The following is a 22,528-nucleotide window of genomic DNA, read 5'->3' on the forward strand; positions in this document are numbered from 1 at the left end:
TTTTAGCAGTCGCCAAAAGTGGAGCTATGCGGCAAGGGTCAATTGACCAGCCGTTCGCCTGTTGAGAGCCTGCATCGGTGTAATGCCGCCGAGCGCCATGTTCGGGCGCTCATGGTTGTCAGTCCATAGCCAGCGTGTGGCCTTGTCCTGCACCTGCTCAATGGTTTCGAACAGGGTGCGGGCCAGCCAGCCGTAGCGCACAGTGCGGTTGTAGCAGGGCTTCCTTCAGCAAGTCGGCGCTGAGCTGGGCGTCGGCGTACATCTTCTTCAGCCGCCGGTTCTCCTCCTCCAGCTCCTTCATCCGGGCCACCATGGACACCTCCATGCCGCCGAACTTGCTGCGCCACTTGTAGAACGTCGCCGAGCTGATGCCGTGTTCCCGGCACAGCTCCGGCACGGGCGTACCGGCCTCGGTCTGCTTGAGCACGGCAATGATCTGGCTATCGGTGAAACGGGACTTCTTCATGGAACCTCCTCGGGAAAGGGTACGAGAAAATTCCACTTCTGGGGTCAGCTAACCTGTGGGGGGGGTACCCCGGGGTGAAGAGTCATGCGGTTTGATGGTGCGAGTCACGACCCGACCTTCTCCGCGGCTTTCCCGACGCGATCGCCAACCCCAAGAGGCTCGGCGCCTGTCCTTGTTTGCGCACTGCACGGATCTTGTAGGGGCCCGGCGCGGCCATCTGATCGGCCTTGTCTTCGTCCTCAACGTAGATCGCGTGCGCGGCGAGGTGCGTCTTGGCGCCGCGAGGGGCCAGGGTGAACCGGCCCAAATATAACCATAGGCGTTCAATCGTTGAACGGGTGCGCTTCCTCGAAAGGCGTATCGCCAACACTTGGTTTTCCTTCCCATGCGCCGAGCGAATCGTATTGCGTCCAATTGGCTCGCAGAGTTCTCTGTATTCGCACAGGTTCACACTCTCCAGGCCAATCCAGCGGGCTTTTCATCTCGACGACCACGTCTAGCGAGGCTTCCATGGCATCCACCTCTACTGACAGGACCTCAATGCTCCCCGTGATGGCAGCTCCATAACAGCCTTTCTTGCCCGCGAACGCGCTGGAACCGTTGCTGTAGAACACGCTTGCGGTATCACCCGGAAGGCTGAAAACGTCACCAGAGCTCACGTCTTTCGGTAGCACGATCGTGATCTTTGAGAACCTGCTGCCATCCACCTTTCGTGATGGAGTGAACTCACGAATGGCAATCGCGGTCATCTCACCGGGGCGAAGTCGATGGCAAGCAAACTGGAGCTGTCGGCTATCGACATCCAAGCAACTGTCTGCGTCCGTTGAAACATCTTTGACAGCCAAGAACGTTGTCTGACCCGCCGCTGCGCACGACACCGCGAACAGTGCAGGTGCAAATGCAAGCATGGCAGTTCTGATGCGTTTACTTGTTGCATCCACAGGGACCGTCCTTAATAGAAGAAGCTTGATTGGAAGTGCGTCGCTCGGCCTCTTTCCAGACCTCGGAATGCCGCCCAGAGTGCCTGTCTCCGCGACCGGACGTCACGCCCCACGTACGGTGCAAGACTTCATGGACAATCGTGTCGTACAAGTCAACTCTCTGTGCGTGCGTGAGTGGCTCCAAATACTGGCTGTCGAGATACAGCGTTCTCGTGAAGGCGTTATACATGCCGGAAGCGCCCCCAAGATCTTTGACTACCGGATCACGATTTGGAAATTTAAGGTCCGTCTCTGTCGCTTTGGCGTGTGAATAAAGGCAATCAATATCTTGTTGCGTCAATCCAAACGGATCAATACGTGATATCGGATTCCCCCCGACATAGGCATACGTATTTAGACCGCCGTCAATCCCGATCGGATCACTCTCTAGATACCTTCCCGTCCGCGGGTTGTATGTTCTGTGATAGTTGTACCAGAGCCCTGTCTCGCCGTCGTAGAACTGCCCTGGGAATCCCAGGTTCAGACCTCCGATGCTATCTAAGGTCACAGTTCGATCGAACGCAAAATTACTTGCCCTCCAGACAACAGCTTTCGCGCTGTTCGTTACGACCTCCGGCCTTCCTAGGTGGTCAGCATGAATCATAAGTAGTGTTGAGCCTCTGACACGTGCTATCGGAGTGCCACCAAGCCAGATGTAGTGAGACCATCCGCCTTGGTGCTCGCCTAGCATCTGCCCGGTTGGACCATACGTGAAAAAGTGGTTTCCCCCTGTACCGACTTTCTTGTAGACCCGCTGACCGAGTCCGTTAACTGAATATGTCGTGGTCGTGCCCGACTTCGTCGCCGTCGTCAGTCGGCCGAACGGGGTGTAGGTGAAAGTAGCGCCCTCGCCGGTCCGTGTATTGCCGTTCAGATCATACGTGTAGCTTGCCGCACGCGAGCCCGTAATGGCAGTGAGCCGATTGTTGGTTGACGCCGTTGTGTATGTGTCGGTAGCACCGGCCCAGGTGTGGGTAGTTCTGTTGTTATTAGGATCCCAGGTGAAACCTTGGTTCGCTCCGCTCGCTGTCACTGTTGTCAGCCGTGACAGCGCATCGAAAGAGTAAGCCTGGGTGAGCGCTGTGTTCGTGTGATTGGTGATCTTGCCGATCTCGTCTCTGAGCGTGTACTCGTAGGTCAAGCGATGCAGGAAGCCGCTTCCATTCTTGGTGTTCAGTTCCGTGGCGCGGCCGTCCAGGTCGTAGGCTGCGCTGTGCACCAGACCATTACCCCAATCCCAGCCATTCGTTGGCCCGTGGGGGTGATACTTCACGTTCGTTGCCACATTGCGAGCGACTCCATCGATGGTGACCGTCACCGCCGCCAGCTTGCCGGCGGTGTAGCCGTAACCCACACCGACACTGCCCGGATAGCCCATTCCTGTGAGTCGGCCGATGGTATCGTACGTATAGGCATACGCAGCAGAACCTCCTGCCGGCAGGGCGCTTGCCTGACTGGCAAGCTGACCAGATGGTCCGTAGGTGTAGCTGACACTTCCTGACGGATCCAAGACTTGGCAGAGCTTTCCCTTGCCATTTGTGCAGGTGTCATACACCCACGTCAAAGTCTGTGCGCCTGCAACTGCCGTCTTCCTTCGGCCGGTACCATCGTACGTGTAGGAGACCCTACTGCCGTCGTTTCGAGTGGTTTCGGTCAGCAGTCCGCTGGCGACGTAGACGTTTGAGGTCGTTCCTGTGTCAGGGCTGACCTGGCTCCACGCTTGTCCCAGGCCGTCCTTGATAAAGCTAGTAGTTCTGCCCCGTGGATCAGTCACACTCACCAAATGATCAGCTGAGTCATACGCATACCTCGTAACGCCACCCATAGGGTCCTTGATCTCAATCGGCCGATCATAGATGTCGTAGGTATGCTCTGTGACCTTGTTCAACGCGTCGGTGATTGTTTTAACCTTTCCGTTCGGCGTATAGGAGTACCTGAGGTTCTGGCCATTGTTGCCTCTGACAGCTCTTATTCGACCAAGCTCGTCGTAGTCAAAGTACGATCTACGCGTCACACCACTCGTGGTCCCGAGAGTCGGGGGTGTCGACGACACACCAACGCGCTCCTGCGTGATGTTGGAAGCAAGGTCCCGAGAAAGCAGTCGATAGATGTATTGGCCTGAGACATCGACTTCATACTCACCCATGAGGCGGCGCGCATTGTCGTAGATATACTTGGTCTGTATGCCATCTGGACGTGTAACGGAGTCCAGCAGCCCGGAGGTCGCGTAGACGTAAGTTGTGTCCGCAGCAGCAGTTCCGTTCGGGTATGTACGCACCCGCGTAGTCCGCCCACGAGCGTCGTAAGAGTAGTCGGAAATTTCGCCGTTGGCTCCGATCACACGACCTGGCTGCCCAAGCCCGTTAAAACTTTGATAGGCAACGGTATGGCCCAGTCGATTGCTTACTCCCTGCAGTTCACCCTTCACTGTATAAGTGTATGTGAGTCGGTCGATCGGACCGTCCACAACCATCGTCTTAACCAATCCATTTGAGTGGAGCGTGTAAGTGTAGGTCGTAGTTCTAGTCTGGTTTGCGGCGCCGTTGGCGCTTAGGTTCTTGACGGACGCTGACTCGATTCGTCCATTGGCTGTGTACGTATACGAGCGCTCCCACTGATTCGGCAGCGTTTCCTTCATTAGACGAGCGCCACTCCAAGTATTCGACGTTACGCGAAGCATCGAAGTCCCAATGCCTTCAGTAACGCTTAGCACCTTACGGGCACTGTTAAAGCTGATATTGGAGCGCATTCCACCATTATCAACGGTCTGCAATGCCTGGCGGGCAGGGTCAACAAAGCTTTGCGAGCTCAACGTTGCGCCACAATGTGTGCTGGCATGCCCCTCCACCTTGGTAACCATGCCGGAGTTGACGGTGTAAGTAGTTAGCTTTCCTAACGGATTGGTCTCAACAACCTTAGAAATACTTAGCGAAGTGCCGGTGTCGATCTTGGTATACACGTATGTGTGCTTATCCACTCCACCCGCGTGTTCCCCGCTCAAGGTGTCACCTACTCCGTTATACGTAAACGTCGAGTATCTTACGCCGTTGTACGATAAGCCATCCAGGACGCGACCCCCAACGCCCTTGGGCGAAAAGTGGTATGTCACCACGGTCGCGGGGGTTTCCGGATAGGTCAAATTAAGACCGGTCGAAGATTCCGCCGCTCGATAGACATTGCCTGCGGGGTCAGTCATCGTCGAGAGACGACCCGTGGACCAAGCAAATTGAACTGTTCGGCCGTTGCTATGGGTGACACGCTGTAAATACGTGCCGGTGCCGTCGTACGCATACACCCAGCGGATACCCTGTGGATTTGTCTCCTCCGTAACAAACCCGTTCACGGAGTATTTTTCTACGGATTCATTAGTTTTTAGCGTCCATCCGCCGCTAAAGCTCCCTTCCAAAACGCCTATTCCGGCGGCTGGGAATACTACCCACGCGGCGCCGTCAGGCCGAAATGCAATGACCCGTTTTAGGGTCTTGCCGGCGCTCTGGCAAGTGCTTCCTGGTTCGGCCGCACATCTTGTTCCGTTCGTGAACTCGAAGAATAGTTTCTTATCGAAACTGCTGACAAGGTTTTGGCCGAATATGCCGCGCTGGAGAGATTTTCCATTCCAAGCCAATCGTCCATAAAGCCCCATCTCTTCGGGTGTTTCAAATAGTTCGACCGCTTCAATCTTGTTTCCGGTCGAAACTCTGACTGGGTTACCTGTACTCTCGTTACAGTTCTCACCGGAGCCTAAGGCATCTGTGTTGGCGGTGGGATACTGTGCGTAATTGGATGGATATGTTGGCCCGTTTTGGGGAACACCCATAGATGGGCGATATGTGAAGTTCCCATGGACGTCCTCGCTAGTCGGAGGGCGCTCTCCCCTCACCACGACTGGATCGAGAGTACGTGGACCAGTAACCGATACTCGGCCTAGATCCGTTGGTGATTGAGCCCAGCTGGCGGTGGGGGAGAGGAGCACCAGTGATGCAAGGGCGGTGGTCGCCGCCTTAGGTAGACCGCTACCAATCGTGATCTGCATGAGAACAATCCCTGTAGTTGTTGAATATACGGCTTGTACTGAGGGCCCAGCGCGATGGGTCGCGGTCAGGCGACGGACCAGTCCTACAGTTCGTAAAACAGATCGGGCAACAGGCAAGAGCTGCTTTTGAACCCTTGGCGATCAAAGAACTAGGCGACAGTCTTTCCGGTGAACCGAATGCTGCTGTCATCGAACAAGGTCACAAGCTCGGGACTCGGCGTCGACCATGTTCGAAGTTGTGCGCATGCCAAAGAACGCTACGGCAAGATGTCGCGGCGCATTGCTCTGCATGGAGAGTGATCAATCGCCAATCAACTGGCGGGCGCGAGGAAGCGCAGAGGGCCTGCCTCGAGTCGTGTTCATATCTTTGTCCCCCGGTCGTCCGTGACTTTCCCCAATCGTTACTTACTGCCCAAGTAGGCACGTGTCAAGGGGGGTAATCCCCCCCCACAGGTTAGCTGGCCCCAGAAGTGGAATTTTCTCCTACCCTTTCCCGAGGAGGTTCCATGAAGAAGTCCCGCTTCACCGACAGCCAGATCATCGCCGTACTCAAGCAGGCCGAGGCCGGTACGCCCGTGCCGGAGCTGCGCCGGGAACAGGCATCAGCTCGGCGACGTTCTACAAGTGGCGCAGCAAGTTCGGCGGCATGGAGGTGTCCATGGTGGCCCGGATGAAGGAGCTGGAGGAGGAGGGCCGGCGGCTGAAGAAGATGTACGCCGACACCCAGCTCAGCGCTGACCTGTTGAAGGAAGCGCTGTCAAAAAATGGGTGGGGCCATCTCAACGCCGGGAGATGGCCAGAACAGCAGTGGAAGGCGGACGCACGAGCAGCCGGCATCCCTGCCAGACCTTCGCGCTCAGTGAGACCTGCTAGCGATACCAGGCCAAAGTCTGGCCAACTGCCCTGAGTCACTTTGACACAAGATGCTCGGCTATCGCCTGGAACGCTGGAATCGAAGTGGGATCGATCAGGGGGTTCTGTGCCTTGGGGAAGGATGCGAAGCGCACGATCACCATCTGTGCCGTGAAATCCACATAGATCGTTTGCCCGTGAACACCCCTGGCTGCGATGACTTCGTGATCGCCCGGGTACACCCACCACTGGCTGGTGTAACTGCCGCCTGTCAGCGCGGGATAGTTGGTTCCGAACTTGGCCGGGTCGCCGCCTGCGCGGATCTGACGCACGGTTTCTGCGGGGAACAGCCGCTTGCCGTTGATGACGCCCTCGTTGAGCATCAATAGCCCGAGCCGGCCGAGGTCGCGGAGGCCCGCACTGAGGCCACCGCCGGCGTAAGGCGTGCCTTTGGAGCGTAACGGGGCCAGGTTTACTTCCCGTGGAAAAGGCGCGGAAAAGGTGCTAAGGACATCGTCTGCAAGCGGGGCCGAATGGACTACTTGACTGGCGACTACCGCCTGGCGGGCGGAAGCGGAGCGACACGTCCGCTGTCCCTTCTCCCGCCCGTTGGAGAGGGCGCCGAAGGCGAATGAGGGAAAAGCAGAAGGCGCGGCCATTGGCCCCTTCTGCTACTGCGAGTCTCATTGTGAGGCCAGCCATTCGCGGAATCGGGATGGCCTGACCCGATAGCGCGCGATGTTGCCTTCATGCAACTGGTTCAATTCGTTGACGACCAGCGCGACGACGTCATCGATATCGTCCGGGTCGGCCAATGTTTCCACACGCTCGCGGATTCCTGCGATGTCGCTGCGTGCAATGTCGGCATCGATGATGTCCGCCACCAGCAACTGCAACAGATCTCGATGCTTCAGCCTCAGCGGGTCCGGCGTCGGCAGGGAATCGCGGAGGATCGTATAGCGCTGGCACGAGCGTTCGTACGCCCATGCAAAAACGTCGCGCAGCAGGTCCACGCGATTGAGCTCGTAGACGCCTAGCGTGCCCTCCACATAGAGCGCTTCCGGCACATCGACGAAGGACAGCGGCGCCAGGTTGTGGCGGATCAGCGGGATGTTCGCAGCCAGGCGCGATGTGCGCTTGTTGACGTCATCGAATGGTTGCAGATACGGGAGCTGCACCATCGCGAAGAATGCCTGCTCGAACGGATCGTCGATCGCGCTGGCCTTGGCAAGCAGTGTGTCGAAGTGTTCGGAGATCACCTGTGGGATTGCCAGCGGCAGGTAGACAGATCCCGAGATCGCCACTTCGATTTGCCGCAGGCGACCACCGGCGCCCGGATCGGGCAGCAGGTTGTCCGCCAGCAAGGCATGCAGGTTCTGCAGCGTATAGCGGTTGAAGCCGATCTCCGCGGCTTGGTCCACCAGCATTTCGATGGCGGCCTTGTGGTTGAGGATCATCTGCGCCTCCAGCTGATCCTTGCCTGCGGCGGCCACACCGAACTGGATCAGGTTCTGGGTGTCGAGCCGGCTGTAGGTATTACCCTCCAGGCGGCTGGAGGCCCAGGACAGATCGATCAGCAAACGGTCGAGTACCTGACGGGCATAGGTGCCTGCAGGCCGACCTTCCACGGCAGGGCGGCCGAGCTTGTGCAGGTGTGCACGCAAGGCTGGCGACAGGTAAGCCGTTTCGTTGGGCTGGTAGCGCGCCAGGAGTTCCGGGCGGTAGCCAACGGGGGTGCGCCGTGTCAAAGGCTGACGAACATGGTCGCGAACCTGCACGGCCCCACTGCTGAGGGGGATGCCGTGATCGTGAGCCTCTGCTTCCCGTAGCGGCCGATCCGTCGAACTGGCGTAGTACTTGCGCGCCCGCGCGTTTCCTTCGGCTCGCAGTTGCCCTTGGTCCACCAGTGCAGCGACGTGCCGCTGAAGATTCCGGCGCGGCACCAGGGGAAATGCGGCCTGCAATGCCTCCATGCCCATGCCGTCCGACCTGGCGGCAATTGCTTCGAGCAGTCTGGTCCTGTTGACGGAAGGATTTCGCGCCATTGCTGACTCCCGGGAATCGCGCCATATGTGGCGCGATTTAACCGAATTATGGCGCGATATGCAAAAGTTTGGCGCGATTCAGGCGGTGAACTGGCGTGATCCTGTCGTCGAGGCGCGATCGGCCATCAAGGAGGCAAGCTGCCGGGACCTCAGGATTTCGTTGTGTTCGCCGGCATCTGGTCCCGGATCAGGAGAGGCCGGACTGACTTATCAGGCATTCAAGTGCGCGAGGTAGTTCGTAGGATCCAGCCGACACCAAGTTGGAATGGCACCCGGCAGGTTGAATACGCGAGGACGCTCGCGGAAATCGAACACGCGATAGAGCTGGTAGCGCTCCGCATCGGTGGTCGAGCGCGCCAGTTCACCGCGCGAGACGAAGAACGGCGTCAGTTCACCGAAGGCTGTCGTCTTGACCTCGATCAGGCGCTCGCGGTCCTGCTGGACGCCGCGCGACGTTACGCCGCGGATCCCGATGAGGGGCTGCATGGTGCTGGAGGGCCTTGGCTGTGCCGATGCCCGCTGCGCCGCAGGCTCGCATTACATGGCGGCGGAGGATGCCATCCGACAGTTTGTCGCGCGCCGCCATCCCGGGCATGCCGATCGCCTGACAGACCTGGTCAGCACGACAATGGCAGGACTCTCCGCGCAGGCGTGGCAGGGCGTCAGTGCGCAGCGTCTGATGGCCGTTGCCCAGCTTTGCGGGGGATGCGATTGCGCACACGCTCGAAGATCCGGCCCGGTCTTGACGGCGACAAAGGGACGGCGGGAATCGAAAGAGAACGCGATGATCTGTTGCCCCCGCTCGACGCTGCTGGCACTCGCCACCGTTGCGTTGCTCGCGGCCTGCGCGTCCGCCACCGTGCGCGCGAAGGCCATTGCCGGTTCCCGCCGGATACGGTGGTGACCGCGCTGGATGCACTGCGACTTCGCCGGGTCCGGGTACCGGTGACGTCGACTGCAACCGACGACGCCTCAGCCGCATCCGCTTCCACTGACTCCTCCAGAGCTGCCGCCATGCCCCGTGCCTTCGCCCTGCTCATCGCCTGTTGCCTGCCGCTGACTCTGCTGGCGCAATCGCCCCCTGCGCCGACGGCCAATGCCGCGCCGCCATCCGAATCGGCCGTTGATCCCGCACGGCTGGCGCTGGATGCCTGGCTGGCGGCGTTCAACACCGGCGAACGCGGGCCGCTGGACGCCTATCGCGACCGTTGGAATCCGGAGATGGACGTGGACCGGATGCTGGAGTTCCACGCCGAGACGGGTGGGTTCCGGCTGGTGCGCCACGAGCCGTCGGAACCGGGCAAGGCCCGCGCGTTGCTGCAGGAGATGGAATCCGACACGGTCGCGCACATGGAGATGGCGGTGACGCCGGGCGAGCCGGCACGACTCGAGATCCGCACGATCGATCCGCCCGAGGACCTGCGCGTGGCACGCATGACGGCGTCCGCTGCCATCGATGCTCTCGTGGCGAAGGCCGATGCACAGGCGGCGAAGAACGCGTTCTCCGGTGCACTGCTGATCGCCAATGGCGATGACGTCCTGCTGCACCGTGCCTGGAGCCGGGCCGGCGCCCCCGCGAACGCATCGATCACGCTGGACACGAAGTTCCGCATCGGCTCGATGAACAAGATGTTCACCGCCGTCGCCACGCTGCAACTGGTGCAGGTCGGCAAGTTGTCGCTGGATGGCACGGTGGGCGAGTACCTGCCCGATTATCCGAACGCGGAGATCGCGAAGGTGACGATCCGGCAGTTGCTGACGCACTCGGGCGGGACCGGGGATTTCTTCGGGCCCGAGTTCGACGCGCAACGCCTGTCGCTCAGGACGCACGACGACTACGTGCGCCTGTTCGGTGCGCGCGCACCGACGCATCCGCCCGGTGCGGAGCAGCGCTATTCGAACTATGGCTTCCTGTTGCTCGGCGCGATCATCGAGCAGGCCAGCGGACAGTCGTACTACGACTACATCGACACGCACGTGTTCGCGCCCGCCGGCATGCAGGGCAGCGGGTCATTGCCCGAGGACGTGGCCGTGCCGGGCCGCGCGACCGCCTACATGCGCAAGGACGGCGCCTGGACCGATGCGGCCGACACCTTGCCGTATCGTGGCACGGCCGCTGGCGGCGGCTACAGCACGGCCGGCGATCTGCTGAAGTTCGCGCGCGCCCTGCTTGCGGGCAAGTTGCTGTCGCCGGCACTGCTGGCCGAAGCCACGCGCAACCAGACCCCGTGGTACGGGTACGGATTCATGTCGCGAGAACAGGACGGCGTGCGCATGTTCGGTCACGGCGGTGGCGCGCCGGGCATGAACGGCGACCTCCGCATCTATCCGGCGCAAGGCTTCGTGGTAGTGGGATTGGCGAACATGGATCCGCCTGCCGCCAATCGCCTTGTCGATTACTACCTGCTGCGCAGGCCACTGCCGGCGACGCCTGCACAGTAGCCAGAGAATGGGCCATTGGGGGCAGGCGAGCCCTCGTGTTCTGCACGGAAAGCAGGGTCAGGTGCATTTCCTCAGGGCAACAGTGCGGCAACCTCATCCATTGATGTGGCAGTAGAGATCGTAACTCTCGATGCGGCCCACTGCATTGATGGCCTCGAGGATATCGGCGCGGGCGAGGAAGGCCTGCTTCGACGCGCGCTCGCGGACCTGGACCGGCAACGGTTCCGGCAGTCGGCAGTCCTGGGCCCACTCCAGCGCCTGCGAGCGCTTCTCGTCCGATGCGAGCAGGTCGCGGATCAGCGTCGACGCATTGTCCTGCTGTCCGGCCCAGAGCAGGCTTTCCAGGTAGCGGATCGGGGCGTCCTCGACAAGCGCGGACAACTCCTCCAATGCGGCCGCGGCTGCGGCATGGTCGCCGAGCTGGAGCGCGGCGCAGTGGCGGATGCCGGCACGCACCGCCCGGCCGTATCCGCTCATGCCGTGCTCTCCGGCCAGAGCCGCCGCGGCGAGTGCCGCTTCGGCGCGGCCACGGTCGCATTCCAGGCTGCCGAGGTTGAGTGCCTGGCTGACGTTGGCCTGACCGTTCTCACCCAACCGGCTCGCGCGGCGCAGTTCGTCGACAGCTTCCTCGATGTGGCCCATCCGCCACAGCGCCAGGGATTTTTGGTTCATCTGCGGCAAGGATGTCAGGGACAATTTCCACCCACGCGGCGATCGACACGCTGGCGAAGAACGGGAAGATGACGGCGCGCGCGGTCGTTACCTGAGCGGAGCATCACCGTCATGTCATGGATGGGTGACGCGATGAATCCGTGCTTGAGGTAGAACGCTTTTGCCGGGTCATCGATCGCATGGCAGAGCAGCGCCCGGGCGCCGACCTGCTCGCAGGCCTGCAGTGCCGTAGCACCGCGTCCTTGAGCAGGCCCCGGCCGATCCCCTGGCCAGCCCTGTCCATGTGCACGGGGGTGAACCCCCCGCGCTTCGCCGTTCCGTCGCCGGGAATGGGGGCCCGCGAACCGCGCGCCATGCTAACAGGCCGCAGGGAGGGCCTCGACCGTTTCCGCTGTGACCGAGGCGCGCTCGAGGCGCGCGCGCGGCCACTCAATACCGGTACATCACGCCCATGCGGATGCCGCTGTTGCGGAAGTCCAGGCGGCCGCTGAAGGAGTCCCGGTCGGCATGCGCATCGATGTTGCTCAGGGTGTAGTCCAGCATCACGCCCACGCGCTCCCAGGGGTGCCATTCGGCACCCAGCCGCGCATAGGTCACGTCGCCGTCGATGCCGTTGATCTCGGTGGAGAACCAGCCGGCATCGGCGGAGATGCGCCAGTCCTCGGCCGGCGTCCAGCGCCAACTGGCGCCCAGCGTCGGTGCCGGCAGGTCTGCGCGCACGGTTTCCTCGAACGAGTTGCTGCCGACCGGCTGCCCGTCCGCGCCCAGTTCCAGTGCCACGCCCAGCTCCATCCGGTACCAGGTCAGGCCCAGGCGAGGTCCCAGTGCCCAGTTCTCGCTCGACATGCCCCACCAGGTGTAATACGCCTCGAGGCGGTCCACTTCGTAGTTTCCGCGGATCGTGGCCGAGGCCTGGTACACCGTGTCGTCGAACACGATGTCGCGATCGAGCCGGTGACTGGCCTCGGCGTCGGTGGTGTAGTACGACAGGCCGATTTCGTGGCGGTCGAAAGGACGCCACGACAGGCCGGCGAAGGCGATCGTGTTGTCCTTGTCCATGCCCAGATCGCGGCCCAGGTCGATGCTCGTGCCGTCCAGCAGGTCGCCGTCGGCGCGCACTTCTGTGTCGAAGCGCGAGACATAGCCGCCGATGGTGATATTGAAGGTGTCCAGCGGCTCGACCGCCGCGGCGGTGGCCGGCAACCCGCCCAGCACGGCCAGCAGCAGCACCGATTTCCTGCAACGCAATGCGTGCGGCATGGGAGTCTCGTGATCAATGAGGAGCCGCGGCGCCGGCCGGCAAGATCTACGGATCGGAATTGCAGGGCGACTATACGCCCGATCCGGAGCCGCAGACGGCCGGCGCTCCCGCTCCCGGTACGCGCGGCCGGCGACCGTGCGAACGTGCCTGACGGGGGCGGCTACCTGCCCCGTTCGCATCACGCCGAGAACGGGGTCAGGTTCTAAGGTATCCCCACGTTCTCAAGCCGGCGCGACCATCTGGTTGAGCACTGCCGGTGGCAATGATCGCAGCCGATCCAGCCATTGGGATACGGGCTCCATGGGCCAGCGTCTGACCATGCGGCAAGGGTGTCTGGGTCGAAAAGGTGCCAGGGCCAATTTCCTTGCTCTGGGGAAATTGGCCGCTAGATTGCCTGCTACTCAAAACTGGGGAGACGTTGCCGCCAGCCCACAGTCTTCGCCGACAGCATCAGGCGCCAAACGCGCCGTCGATGGTGTGCATCGCCCAGCCGAAGCGCTGCAGCAGGCGGACAAGGCCCTTTACGAAGCCAAGGCGAAAGGGCGCAACGCGACGGTGCTGAATCAGGGCGATGGACAGGCAGCTGCCGCGCCGCAGTCGACGGCGTGCGTGGGGAGCAGTACGGACGATGCGGCGCCGGCTTCTGGACTCACGCAGCCGGGCTTGGCCACGCAGTTGGTGCATGCGTCCATGCCAGTTGCCGAAACAGGCCTGGCTAGGTTGCGACCTCTGCCGGCGGTGCCGACGGCAACCGCATGGTGAAGCTGGTGCTGTCGCTGATGGAACGCACGGTGACTTCGCCGCCGTGCGCCTTGACCACCTCGCTGACGACAAACAGGCCCAGCCCCAGGCCGGAATGGTCGCCGGGGATGTCTGCCGAGGCGCCCCGCCGCAGTGGATCGAACATCGTGGCCAGCAGGGCGGGCGGAATCGCAGCGCCGTGGTTTTCCACGGTCAGCAGCGTGTTGTCTCCTTCCTGCGCCAGCACAACCGAAACGCTGCCGGGCGCCGTGCCGTGCTTGATTGCGTTGTTCACGAGGTTGGCGAGGGATTCGCGGACGCGCGATGCGTCGACGCAGGCGCGCGCGCTGTCGGGCGCCTGGAAGTCGATGCTGGCCTCGGGCCATGCCAGACGCAGCATCTCGATCTCGTCGCGAAGCTCTGCGGCAACATCGGTGTCCGCGCGGCTGATGCGGACGCCGGAGCCGAGCGTGGTGTGGCTGAAATCCAACAGATCGTCCAGCAGCCGGGCCAGCCGCTCGCCACTCATGGCCAGCAGCGAGGCGAGGCGGGTCGTGGACGGGTTCTCGGTCGCCTTCGTCAGCAGGCCGGAGGCCAGCAGGATGGTCGTCACCGGCCCGCGCAGGTCATGGCCAAGGACACCGAGGAAGATGTTGCGCCAGGTTTCCACCTCCGCGGCGTAGTGGGCCACCGATTCGGCGATGGCCTGGTCGATCGCCTGGTTGAATCGCTGCATGTCCTCGAACGCTTCCGCACTCACTCCCTCGCGTGAACTCCACAGGCGCAGCACGGCCGCGCGCAGCACGCGGTATTCGGCCATCAGGTGCTCGATGCTGAAGCCCGACCTCGCCCGCAGCTGCCCATGCCACTGGGCGGGTGACTTGGGCGAAGACTCCGACGTGTCGCTGAGGCCTTCGGCCTTCTCGCGCTCTTCCTGCGCGGTCTGGCTGCTCCGCAGGTCGGCCACGATGATCTCGAGGATCTGCGGGATATGGTCGCGCAAGGTTGCGCTGTCGAGCGTGACCCGGCCCGTGAGCTGGGAGCCGGCAAAGGCCTCGGCCTCATCGACGATGGCTTCCGAGTTGCGTTCTATGTAATCGGCCAGCCGCATCATTCGCTCCCTGGTCCCCGTGGCACGGGCCCATTCCGGACAACAGTAATCCAACGCCAAAAGTTTGCGTGACTCACCGCCGCTGCGCCAGCACCCCGTCGAGCGCCAGCCGGGTGTGGAAGCCGGCCTTTTCCAGCCGCCTGGAGACCTCGCGCGGGACGTCGCGCCCGCTGGTGAGCTTGTTCGGGCTGCCGGTGTAGTGGAACAGCTTGCCGCCCTTGCGCAACACGCGCGTGAGCTGGTCGTAGAAGGCCTGCGAATACAGCTCGCCCGCAATGCCGAAGCGGGGCGGATCGTGCAGGATCGCGTCGAAGCTGGCGTCGGGCAGGCGCTCGATCTCCTGCGCCACGTCGCCATGCTGCAAACGCAGCCGTCCAGCGTGCGCAGGCGCACCCGGATCCGGCGACCAGGGGTTGAGCGTGCGCAGCCACAGCACGTCCTCGCTCTTCTCGAACGAGACGATCTCCGCCGCGCCGGCCTCCAGGCAGCAGGCCGCGAAATAACCGAGCCCGCCGCAGGTATCCAGCACGCGGCGCCCGCACGGTTCGATCAGCGCGACCTTGGCTCGTGCGTCCTCGAACGGCGACACCTTCGCGGTCGGCAGCATCTTGATGCCGTCGATCTCGAACGTCGGCGCGCCCCAGCCGGTGGGCACCAGCTTGTACAGCGCCCGTCCGTAGCGCGACGCGGCGACGAAGGCCTCGCCATCCCAGTAGTGGATGCTGCGGTCCTTGAGCCGTTCCGGATAGGGGAAGTCGCGGTCCTGCCAGCGCCAGTGCGTCGGCGCGAGGGCGGCCTGCGTGGTGCTGCGCCCCAGGTCCAGCGAACCGGTCCATGCGCCTGCGCCTGCATCGCGCGCTGCGCACAGCGCGTCGGCAACGTCTCGGGTCAGCAGGGGTCCGGTGGCGTGCGGCACGGGCGGGGCATCGACGGGGCGTGTCATCGTAACCGCTGCCGAGCCACGCGGGACGCGCATGTCGAATTCCGCGCGCGCCGACCGTCGTCCCGATGCCATCACCCGCAATGGAGCCGCCCATGGGCGCAGCCGCGAAAGTCACCGGTCCCGCTTCGTACTTCCCCGCCATCGAGAAGGCCTACGGGCAGCCGGTCGCGCACTGGCTTGGGTTGCTCGACCAGGCTGTGGGCCTCAAGCACATGGAGCAGGTCGCCCTGCTCAGGAACGCGCATGGCCTGGGCCACGGCCATGCCAATGCGCTGGTCGCCTGGCACCGTGGCCGGAGTGGCGGGGCATGAAACTGCTGTACAGCCGCAATCCAAACTTCCGCATGTCATTCGCGCTCGCCCGACCGTGTGCGCTGATGCAGGTGCCGCATCGCCTGGTCGCAGGCGGCATTGATCTCCGCGGTTCGCTCGCTGACCAGCATGCGGATCTCTTCGGCCATCATTGCCACGCGATCGGGATGGTATTCGGCGATGCGACGCCGGTGCGCGGCAGTGATCTGCGCCTCGTCGGCGTCCATGGCCAGCCCGAGCACCTCCGTCCAGTGCCGGGCGCCAATGTCGACGACATACGGCGCCTCCGACTCAGGGATGTCGCCCGGTTCCGCGTCGGACGAGGGCTTCGGCGTTGACAGGAACGCGCTGACCAGCCAGTAGCCGAGCGCCAGCCCGCTTGCGGCGACGAGGATCTCGAGCATCACCGCAGCAGCCCGGCGACGCGCGCGCGGGCGCTGGCCAGCGCGGCGCCGCGGTCGCCAGCGGTTTCGTCGGCCAGGGCGAACAGGTCCAGTCGTGCATCGATCGAGGCCTGCAGGCGCTGGCGCTCGCGATCAGGCAGCTGTGATGCCGCAAAGGCAACCGGATCGCCACGGAAGCCGCGCATCGAGCACAGCTGGCGATAGAGATTGATCGCGTGCGGCGGGCACAGCAGCGCTTCCATCGCAAGCCCGCCGAGCTGGCGTCGCGAGATCTGCACTGTCACGCGGCGTAGCGCGAGATAGGCCAGCATGCCGATGATCAGCAGCCAGGTCGCTGCCAATGCGGCCAGCAGCTGCAGCGGATCGCGCGGGCCCAGCAACAGCCAGGGGATGACGCCCAGCAGCACCACGCCGGTCAGCGTGCACCCGAGCCGGACCGGCCACAGCATGCGTGCGTAGCGTGCGAGTTCGGCAGGAGTTTCCGCCGCGAGCACGCCCGTATGCAGCCAGCTTGCCCGCAACCGCGTGCGCATCGGCAGCAGCGGATTCGGAATCGAAAGAAAACGCCCGCGCAGTTCGAGCCCGGTGCCCGTCGACACGCGCCAGCCACGGTCGTCGCCTTCCACCAGCACCTCGTCGAAGTGCAGCAGCAGCGCCGAGTCCTGCAGGTACAGCGCGACCAGCGCGACGGCCAGCAGGACCTCGGCCTCCAGCAGGTTCACTTGCGCGAGCTGTCCTTGCCGCCAAACAGCTTGCGGATCGCGACGCCAACGCCGAGCACGCCCACGATCAGCAGCTTCCAGAACTTGGCCAGGGCGATGCCGATCGCCGCCAGCCAGCCCTTCTTCGAGGCAACCGCCGCCGCGCCACCGGTGATGAGGGCGGCGAGGCCGATCTCGGCCACATGATCGCCCGGCCGGAACTCGCCGTAGCCTTCGCCTGCGACATAGGTGTAGCCCGGCACCAGCGCCTTGAAGTCCGCGATCGCGGGCTGCAGGTCTTCCGGATCCGCAGCGACGGTCACCTCCATCACGCCGCGGCGACCCAGCAGCCGCGTGTTGTAGTTGACCACCTTCGAACCTGACGATTCGCTCTCGAGCAGGATCGCCCATGCAAGCGCCCGGATCTGCTGGTCGTACTGCGGCTTGGCCGACCAGCCCACGAGCTTCAGCGTGTCCCAGCCGCGACTGCGACGCTCCTCGTTGCCGTGTTCGAGTCCCGTGCGGATGCTCGACAGGACGTCATCCGGGTCCAGGGTCTCGTCGTCGTTGACGTAGCCGATGTCGCTGAAGCTGAAGAACGCGATCCAATCAAAATCGTCCGGCGCCAGCACGTACTCATCGACTTGGGTCGGCGGGTTCTCGAGGATCTCGTTGAAGCGCCGCGTCGCGGCCGCGTCGAGGAAGGCATAGCCCTCGGGCACCTTGATCGTCGCGCGATCGCCGATCTTCCCGAGGGTGGGCCCGTGCTGCCAGGGCAGCTGTGCAACGGGATCGTCCCCTTCCTGTGCGACGGCCGACGCCATCGGCAACAGGCAGGCAGCAACGACCATGCAGACCGCAAGCATGAGGCGCGTCATTCCGGTGTCCTTGGATTCAAGTGGCGACCCCGACTCCCCGATGGGCCGCGTGCATCCCCCTGCGGCCGTAGCAGCCCGGGCCGGAATCCTACCGGGCGCGGCTCGATCATAATGGGTCTCGCGGGCCGGGCAAGTGCTGGGCGCGGGGAAATCGAAATCACTCACCGGCTCCCAGGCACAGCCCGGGTTGGCGGCAGTCGATGGACGGTTTGGCTTCGCCAAGGACAGGGTCGTTTGCTACAAGTCCTGAGCGGATGTCCGCCCCGGTCGCGGCGCCGCGTTGATTCGGGCACAGGGATTCACCGGAGTCGCGATCATGACGCCGTCCGATCTGCAGCGCCTCCTGGCCGCCGCTGGCTATTACACCGGTGCCATCGACGGCGATATCGGTCTCAAAAGCCTGGCCGCCATCGAGGCGATCCTGACCACGCACGCAGCCGACTGCGTCTCCAACCCGTCGGCGTGGTCGGCCAGGCGCAGGATGATCGGCGCCGGCCAACTGGTGCTCAGCCACGCGGGGCACGCGCCCGGTGTCATCGACGGCTACGCCGGCAATCAGACGGCCGGCGCCTTGCTGGAGTGGAACCACCGCCAGACCTATGGCCACGACCTGGTGCTGGACGCGACGCCCACCGGGACGGCCACCGACAGCGACTTCCCGAAGCAGTTGGGGTGCAACGGCTACTACGGCAAGCCGGGACCGGCGGTCGAGCGGCAGCTGGTGATGGTCGATCTGCCTTTCACCATGCGCCTGGACTGGAACCTGCCCAGGCAGGTCACGCGTGTGCAGCTGCACGCACGTTGCGCCGACAGTGCCCGGGCGGCGATGAAGGAGATCCTGCGCAAGTACGGTGCGGAGGAGCTGCGGCGGCTGGGTCTGGACCGGCACGCGGGCACCTACAACCATCGCCGCATGCGCGGAGGCACGGCGTGGTCGATGCATGCCTACGGCTGCGCGTGGGACTTTCATGCGGGGCCGAACGGATTGACCACGCGTTGTCCGCAGGCGCTGTTCTGCGGACGCGAGTACCGCAAGTTCTTCGACATCTGGGAGGCGCACGGCTGGATCTCGCTTGGCCGCGCCATCGGCCGCGACTGGATGCACGTGCAGGCGGCGAGGCTCTGATCGCGGGCGGCGGCTTGCGCCATGCGGTCGGGAGCAAGCACGCGCGCGTCGCGGGGCGGGTTCTAGAATGGCCCACCCCCACTTCCGGTTGCCACCATGTCCACCTATCTGATCACGGGCGCCAATCGCGGCATTGGCCTGTCCCTGGCGCAGCAGCTCACCGCGCGTGGCGACGATGTCGTTGCCGTATGCCGCCAGACCAGCGCGGCGCTGGCCGCGATCAATGCACAGGTCATCGACGGCGTGGATGTGTCTGACGCACGCGCGGTGGCTGCATTGCCGGGCAGGCTGGGGGAACGCCGCATCGATGGGCTCGTGCTCAATGCCGGCATCTTCACCAACGAGAAGCTCGACGCGCTGGACGAGGATGCGTTCGCACGCATGCAGCGCCAGTTCGAAGTGAACACGCTCGGCCCATTGCGTGTGGCCGCGGCACTGCAAGACCATCTGGCGCAGGGCGCGAAGATCGGCATCATCACCAGCCGCATGGGCTCGGTGGCCGACAACGGCTCGGGCGCGTACTACGGCTATCGCGCATCCAAGGCGGCGGTGAACGCCATCGGCAAGTCGCTGGCGATGGACCTCGCGCCGCGCGGCATCTCCGTAGTCCTGCTGCACCCGGGCCGCGTGGCCACCGACATGCTGGGCGGGGAGGGCGACATCGGCCCGGACGAAGCCGCCGCCAACCTCCTCGCGCGCATGGACACACTGACGCTCGCGGACACGGGCAGTTTCTGGCATGCCGATGGGACGCTGCTGCCCTGGTAGTTGGGACAAGGGTCGAGGCTGGAAGCCGCGCCCCGGACACGAATCGCGTCGAAGGGCCGCGGGTGAGCGGCTGTCATCGCGGTTCTTCCACGCAACGGCTGCGATCTGCCGCGGCACGGCTTCTTGACTTGGGCCTGTTGACGGGTTTTCATCGTCGAACGCTAGGAAAAGGATGCCCTCGCGATGACCAGCGCTCTGACGCTCATCCCCCGTTCCGGCCGGATTGTCCTCGCCGCCGCGCTCGCACTTGCTGCGCTGACGGGTGCCTGCGGTGAACTGCCGTCGGCGCCCCCTGCCAATCAGGCACCGCCCTCGTCCGGCGATACGCCTCCGCAGGCGGCGCGTGATCCGGCGCCAGCAGACGCTTCCGCTTACTTCGCGATCGAGGAGGCGCTAGGCGCGGAATGCGACGACAAGTGGATCAGTGAGCCGCCCCTGCAGGATGCCGCCTGTTACGGGATGCTGCCAGAACACGTCGCTTCCTTCATTCGCGCGATTCCGGACGGTCACCCGTACCTCAGTGCGGAGCAGCGGGAGGAGGCGGCACAGAAGAAGCAGCGTTTCCGTGCGATTGAAGGGTACGGCGATCGGCCCGATATTCTTGCAATCATCGACCATTACGGCACGTTCTGGATCCGCTCGTTGGAAGGGCCGGATCCCGAAGTGACGGTCTACGCCGTCTATGGCCCCAGTTGTAACGATGATCCGTACCTCAAACAGAGGTTTGTGGGCGACGGCTGCTTGCCAGGTGCGCCGTACGTGATGCGTGAGCTGAAGATCTATCGCGTTCGGAGTGGAGGAGAACCCGAGGACGTCACGAACGAATTGGCGCCTGAACCGCCCGGCCTGACGCAGGCAGAGCGCGGCCGCTACGGCATCTACCTTCGGCCCGAGGAGGAAGGCACCGCGGTTGACACGGATATCGGGCTGGACGTGACCCGGCTGGCCCGTGTTCCTGTCATGCGCTGGGTACTTCGGCCGGTGCAGGAGGGGGAGCACGAAGCGCCCGCCATGCCGACGTCCGACCCGCGGGCGTTCCTGGACTACGACTGGCGTGAGCATGCTGCCCACTTCGGATTTCTCGTGTGGACCGGGGAACAGTTCGAACTGCGCGAAACGGTATCGCCCGATCTCTGGCCGTGTCGGTCCGTCCAATCCGCGCGCCACGTTTGCGGCGCGGGCAGCGACGGCATTGTTGATCGCTACCTTGTACCTGTTGGGGGGAAGGAAATCGGGCAGCCGAGACTATGACCAACCCCCATCCCGTGACCCCTACAGACATCGACATCCGGGCCAGTGCGGACCTGGTGATGGCGCAGGTTCGTCAGGGAGAGCATGCCGAAGCGATTCGGCTTCTTGAAGTCGCACGGACGAACGAGCGGCCCGTGGTGCAGGAGGCCATTGACCGATATGTCGCAGTTGGAGCGGGCACCGAGATCACGCGGCTGGGTTTACTCGGGACGGTAACCGCAGAAAATCTTTCGGTTATTCAGCGGCTGCAATCCGCAACTGCAGCGCCGCGTATACCCGCGCATGGCAGGGCAGACGGTGAGCCGGATGAGTTCGTTGGACTGACCCGCGCACAAACCTACGACGTTTACGCCAGCATGGCGGAAGTGCGGGGCAGCCAGGTTGCCAGAGACGCCTTGGGAATTGATAACCATAGCGTCCTGCTCGGGCTGCGGCGCGAGAACCCGACTTGGGCGTCCGGCGACGGACGAGGTCGGGCTGGTACCGGTCTGTACGACGATCGCATCGTCGTGCTCACGAGAGCAGCCGACGGCCAACGCAGCGTTTTTGTCGCCGGCCGAGCCACCACCGACCCGACCGCGCAGTACTCCCACCACGCCGGCAGCAACGGCAGACGCGCATTTTCAGGGCCGGCCGGTGGTGAGGAGACGCGGGTGCTGGCCCCGAGTTTGGGCTACGAGGCGGTGACGCGGCCGCGCCGGATTGAAGGTGAAGACGTCGACGGCAACACCATGCGCGACCTGGGGCGGCTCGCCGAGGGGACGGTGGAAATGATGACTGCCGAACACCGGAATCCGCGGGCAGCGGGGACGAGCAGCGCCTTCCGGCCCTCAGAGGAGTTCATTGACTCCGGTCAGGGCACCGGAATGGTGCAACGTGACACCAACGCAGACGGGTACTTCACCGCAGCTGACCCGCACGGCACCCAAGACCTGAATTCCACCTTCAAGATCCACAGCGGCTCTCGCCACAACACTGATTCCGCTGGTTGCCAGACCATCCATCCAGATGACTATCGGGCTTTCATTGACGCGGCACAGAGCAACCCACGGCAGACACGTTGGCAGTACGTGCTGACTTCCACGGAGGGCGGCCTGTTCCACAACGTGGAAGTCGGAGGCGATGCGCAGCGGCCCGCTGCGCGACCGCAGACGCCTGCGCCTGTTGAGCGACATGCGGACTATCAGGGCAGCGCCACGCAGCCATCCGGTCCTTTCGATGACCCCGGCCTCAACCGCTACTACGCCGCGGTACTGGCCGGAGATGGCGCGACGGCGGACAGAATTGCCTTGGGGTTCTCCTTTCGCGCGCCGGAGCTTGCTGTGCAGTCACAGGACCACCCCGCGAGGCTTGCGGCACCGAATGAGGCGCACGCGGCATCGGCACAGCGGGAGGCGCCGGGCCTACAGATGTAGGTCGTGGCCAAGCGACGACTAGCCCGAAATCGCCCGGACGAAGCTGCGGCCAACCTCATAGCGCGCATGGTCACGCTGACGCTCGCGGACTCTCCTTGACTTGAAGCGCAGCGCGGGTTTTCATCGCC

21 protein-coding genes and 2 pseudogenes are annotated in these 22,528 nt (G+C 63.6%); 8 read left to right on the forward strand and 15 right to left on the reverse strand.

Annotation, left to right across the window (positions count from 1 at the left end; all coding sequences use genetic code 11):
* Positions 1-24: 24 nt before the first annotated feature.
* The 4 genes and pseudogenes from ACW5DW_RS01025 to ACW5DW_RS01040 form a co-directional block, all read right to left on the reverse strand.
* Complete coding sequence (locus ACW5DW_RS01025) at positions 25-201, reverse strand: integrase core domain-containing protein (RefSeq protein ID WP_457016734.1); 177 nt, start codon at positions 199-201, stop codon at positions 25-27.
* A 13-nt stretch (positions 202-214) separates the two neighbouring features.
* Positions 215-466: pseudogene (locus ACW5DW_RS01030) on the reverse strand (transposase); the annotation flags it as partial.
* Between the two features lie 323 nt (positions 467-789).
* Entirely contained in the window at positions 790-1,374 is a 585-nt protein-coding gene (locus tag ACW5DW_RS01035; RefSeq protein ID WP_457016736.1) for a hypothetical protein, read from the reverse strand.
* 16 nt (positions 1,375-1,390) lie between these two features.
* Positions 1,391-5,263 (reverse strand): RHS repeat-associated core domain-containing protein, encoded by a 3,873-nt coding sequence (locus ACW5DW_RS01040; protein ID WP_457016738.1) that lies wholly within the window; start codon positions 5,261-5,263, stop codon positions 1,391-1,393.
* Positions 5,264-5,985: 722 nt separating this feature from the next.
* Between ACW5DW_RS01040 and ACW5DW_RS01045 the strand changes: the two are divergent.
* Positions 5,986-6,349 (forward strand): annotated as a pseudogene (locus ACW5DW_RS01045) (transposase); the annotation flags it as partial.
* A gap of 38 nt (positions 6,350-6,387) precedes the next feature.
* Here ACW5DW_RS01045 and ACW5DW_RS01050 read toward each other — a convergent pair.
* From ACW5DW_RS01050 to ACW5DW_RS01060, 3 genes are all read right to left on the reverse strand, one after another.
* Positions 6,388-6,714, reverse strand: coding sequence for a hypothetical protein (locus ACW5DW_RS01050; protein WP_457016740.1), 327 nt, complete (start codon positions 6,712-6,714; stop codon positions 6,388-6,390).
* A gap of 300 nt (positions 6,715-7,014) precedes the next feature.
* A complete protein-coding gene (locus tag ACW5DW_RS01055) occupies positions 7,015-8,376 on the reverse strand; it encodes a Fic family protein (RefSeq protein WP_457016741.1) in 1,362 nt (453 codons plus the stop codon).
* Positions 8,377-8,586: 210 nt separating this feature from the next.
* Positions 8,587-8,862, reverse strand: a complete 276-nt coding sequence (locus ACW5DW_RS01060; RefSeq protein WP_457016743.1) for a DUF3883 domain-containing protein — start codon at positions 8,860-8,862, stop codon at positions 8,587-8,589.
* Here ACW5DW_RS01060 and ACW5DW_RS01065 point away from each other — a divergent pair.
* Together ACW5DW_RS01065 and ACW5DW_RS01070 are read left to right on the forward strand one after the other, a co-directional pair.
* The gene (locus ACW5DW_RS01065; protein ID WP_457016744.1) at positions 8,861-9,280 is read left to right on the forward strand and encodes a hypothetical protein; all 420 of its coding nucleotides are present in this window, start codon (positions 8,861-8,863) and stop codon (positions 9,278-9,280) included. The genes ACW5DW_RS01060 and ACW5DW_RS01065 overlap by 2 nt on opposite strands.
* Positions 9,281-9,390: 110 nt before the next feature.
* Positions 9,391-10,818 (forward strand): serine hydrolase domain-containing protein, encoded by a 1,428-nt coding sequence (locus ACW5DW_RS01070; RefSeq protein ID WP_457016746.1) that lies wholly within the window; start codon positions 9,391-9,393, stop codon positions 10,816-10,818.
* 93 nt (positions 10,819-10,911) lie between these two features.
* Here ACW5DW_RS01070 and ACW5DW_RS01075 read toward each other — a convergent pair whose 3' ends face one another.
* From ACW5DW_RS01075 to ACW5DW_RS01095, 5 genes are all read right to left on the reverse strand, one after another.
* Positions 10,912-11,490, reverse strand: coding sequence for a hypothetical protein (locus tag ACW5DW_RS01075; protein WP_457016748.1), 579 nt, complete (start codon positions 11,488-11,490; stop codon positions 10,912-10,914).
* A gap of 429 nt (positions 11,491-11,919) precedes the next feature.
* Entirely contained in the window at positions 11,920-12,750 is an 831-nt protein-coding gene (locus ACW5DW_RS01080) for a hypothetical protein (RefSeq protein ID WP_457016749.1), read from the reverse strand.
* A 451-nt stretch (positions 12,751-13,201) separates the two neighbouring features.
* A complete protein-coding gene (locus tag ACW5DW_RS01085) occupies positions 13,202-13,435 on the reverse strand; it encodes a hypothetical protein (RefSeq protein WP_457016751.1) in 234 nt (77 codons plus the stop codon).
* Between the two features lie 31 nt (positions 13,436-13,466).
* Positions 13,467-14,603: an ATP-binding protein gene (locus ACW5DW_RS01090; protein ID WP_457016752.1), complete on the reverse strand. Its 1,137-nt coding sequence runs from the start codon at positions 14,601-14,603 to the stop codon at positions 13,467-13,469.
* 73 nt (positions 14,604-14,676) lie between these two features.
* Complete coding sequence (locus ACW5DW_RS01095; RefSeq protein ID WP_457016754.1) at positions 14,677-15,546, reverse strand: class I SAM-dependent methyltransferase; 870 nt, start codon at positions 15,544-15,546, stop codon at positions 14,677-14,679.
* A 92-nt stretch (positions 15,547-15,638) separates the two neighbouring features.
* Between ACW5DW_RS01095 and ACW5DW_RS01100 the strand changes: the two genes are divergently transcribed.
* Complete coding sequence (locus ACW5DW_RS01100; protein ID WP_457016755.1) at positions 15,639-15,857, forward strand: DUF4287 domain-containing protein; 219 nt, start codon at positions 15,639-15,641, stop codon at positions 15,855-15,857.
* A gap of 35 nt (positions 15,858-15,892) precedes the next feature.
* Here ACW5DW_RS01100 and ACW5DW_RS01105 read toward each other — a convergent pair whose 3' ends face one another.
* Genes ACW5DW_RS01105 through ACW5DW_RS01115 form a run of 3 tightly spaced genes read right to left on the reverse strand, consistent with a single transcriptional unit; the run spans position 15,893 to position 17,840 of the window.
* Positions 15,893-16,261 (reverse strand): J domain-containing protein, encoded by a 369-nt coding sequence (locus tag ACW5DW_RS01105; protein WP_457016756.1) that lies wholly within the window; start codon positions 16,259-16,261, stop codon positions 15,893-15,895.
* A complete protein-coding gene (locus ACW5DW_RS01110; protein WP_457016758.1) occupies positions 16,261-16,983 on the reverse strand; it encodes a hypothetical protein in 723 nt (240 codons plus the stop codon). The genes ACW5DW_RS01105 and ACW5DW_RS01110 overlap by 1 nt, the downstream gene beginning before the upstream one ends.
* Complete coding sequence (locus ACW5DW_RS01115) at positions 16,980-17,840, reverse strand: DUF2167 domain-containing protein (RefSeq protein WP_457016760.1); 861 nt, start codon at positions 17,838-17,840, stop codon at positions 16,980-16,982. Before ACW5DW_RS01115 ends, ACW5DW_RS01110 begins: the two co-directional genes overlap by 4 nt.
* Positions 17,841-18,156: 316 nt before the next feature.
* Between ACW5DW_RS01115 and ACW5DW_RS01120 the strand changes: the two genes are divergently transcribed.
* From ACW5DW_RS01120 to ACW5DW_RS01135, 4 genes are all read left to right on the forward strand, one after another.
* Positions 18,157-18,966 carry a hypothetical protein gene (locus tag ACW5DW_RS01120; RefSeq protein WP_457016762.1) on the forward strand — a complete coding sequence of 270 codons (810 nt, stop codon included), beginning with the start codon at positions 18,157-18,159 and terminating at the stop codon, positions 18,964-18,966.
* Positions 18,967-19,062: 96 nt separating this feature from the next.
* Entirely contained in the window at positions 19,063-19,734 is a 672-nt protein-coding gene (locus ACW5DW_RS01125) for an SDR family oxidoreductase (protein ID WP_457016764.1), read from the forward strand.
* A gap of 183 nt (positions 19,735-19,917) precedes the next feature.
* A complete protein-coding gene (locus ACW5DW_RS01130) occupies positions 19,918-20,985 on the forward strand; it encodes a hypothetical protein (protein ID WP_457016766.1) in 1,068 nt (355 codons plus the stop codon).
* Positions 20,982-22,400, forward strand: coding sequence for a hypothetical protein (locus ACW5DW_RS01135; RefSeq protein ID WP_457016768.1), 1,419 nt, complete (start codon positions 20,982-20,984; stop codon positions 22,398-22,400). Before ACW5DW_RS01130 ends, ACW5DW_RS01135 begins: the two co-directional genes overlap by 4 nt.
* Positions 22,401-22,528 lie beyond the last annotated feature (128 nt).

The organism is Luteimonas sp. A482, assembly GCF_054072655.1.

Bases quoted from the DNA above. Each gene is read 5' to 3' on its own strand.
- ACW5DW_RS01125 (WP_457016764.1), top strand. From the start codon at position 19,063: ATGTCCACCTATCTGATCACGGGCGCCAATCGCGGCATTGGCCTGTCC.
- ACW5DW_RS01050 (WP_457016740.1), bottom strand. From the start codon at position 6,714: ATGCTCAACGAGGGCGTCATCAACGGCAAGCGGCTGTTCCCCGCAGAA.
- ACW5DW_RS01120 (WP_457016762.1), top strand. From the start codon at position 18,157: ATGACGCCGTCCGATCTGCAGCGCCTCCTGGCCGCCGCTGGCTATTAC.
- ACW5DW_RS01085 (WP_457016751.1), bottom strand. From the start codon at position 13,435: ATGCACCAACTGCGTGGCCAAGCCCGGCTGCGTGAGTCCAGAAGCCGG.
- ACW5DW_RS01070 (WP_457016746.1), top strand. From the start codon at position 9,391: ATGCCCCGTGCCTTCGCCCTGCTCATCGCCTGTTGCCTGCCGCTGACT.
- ACW5DW_RS01095 (WP_457016754.1), bottom strand. From the start codon at position 15,546: ATGACACGCCCCGTCGATGCCCCGCCCGTGCCGCACGCCACCGGACCC.
- ACW5DW_RS01055 (WP_457016741.1), bottom strand. From the start codon at position 8,376: ATGGCGCGAAATCCTTCCGTCAACAGGACCAGACTGCTCGAAGCAATT.
- ACW5DW_RS01075 (WP_457016748.1), bottom strand. From the start codon at position 11,490: ATGAACCAAAAATCCCTGGCGCTGTGGCGGATGGGCCACATCGAGGAA.
- ACW5DW_RS01135 (WP_457016768.1), top strand. From the start codon at position 20,982: ATGACCAACCCCCATCCCGTGACCCCTACAGACATCGACATCCGGGCC.
- ACW5DW_RS01115 (WP_457016760.1), bottom strand. From the start codon at position 17,840: ATGACGCGCCTCATGCTTGCGGTCTGCATGGTCGTTGCTGCCTGCCTG.
- ACW5DW_RS01040 (WP_457016738.1), bottom strand. From the start codon at position 5,263: ATGGGTGTTCCCCAAAACGGGCCAACATATCCATCCAATTACGCACAG.
- ACW5DW_RS01035 (WP_457016736.1), bottom strand. From the start codon at position 1,374: ATGCTTGCATTTGCACCTGCACTGTTCGCGGTGTCGTGCGCAGCGGCG.
- ACW5DW_RS01130 (WP_457016766.1), top strand. From the start codon at position 19,918: ATGACCAGCGCTCTGACGCTCATCCCCCGTTCCGGCCGGATTGTCCTC.
- ACW5DW_RS01090 (WP_457016752.1), bottom strand. From the start codon at position 14,603: ATGCGGCTGGCCGATTACATAGAACGCAACTCGGAAGCCATCGTCGAT.
- ACW5DW_RS01065 (WP_457016744.1), top strand. From the start codon at position 8,861: ATGGTGCTGGAGGGCCTTGGCTGTGCCGATGCCCGCTGCGCCGCAGGC.
- ACW5DW_RS01080 (WP_457016749.1), bottom strand. From the start codon at position 12,750: ATGCCGCACGCATTGCGTTGCAGGAAATCGGTGCTGCTGCTGGCCGTG.
- ACW5DW_RS01100 (WP_457016755.1), top strand. From the start codon at position 15,639: ATGGGCGCAGCCGCGAAAGTCACCGGTCCCGCTTCGTACTTCCCCGCC.
- ACW5DW_RS01105 (WP_457016756.1), bottom strand. From the start codon at position 16,261: ATGCTCGAGATCCTCGTCGCCGCAAGCGGGCTGGCGCTCGGCTACTGG.
- ACW5DW_RS01060 (WP_457016743.1), bottom strand. From the start codon at position 8,862: ATGCAGCCCCTCATCGGGATCCGCGGCGTAACGTCGCGCGGCGTCCAG.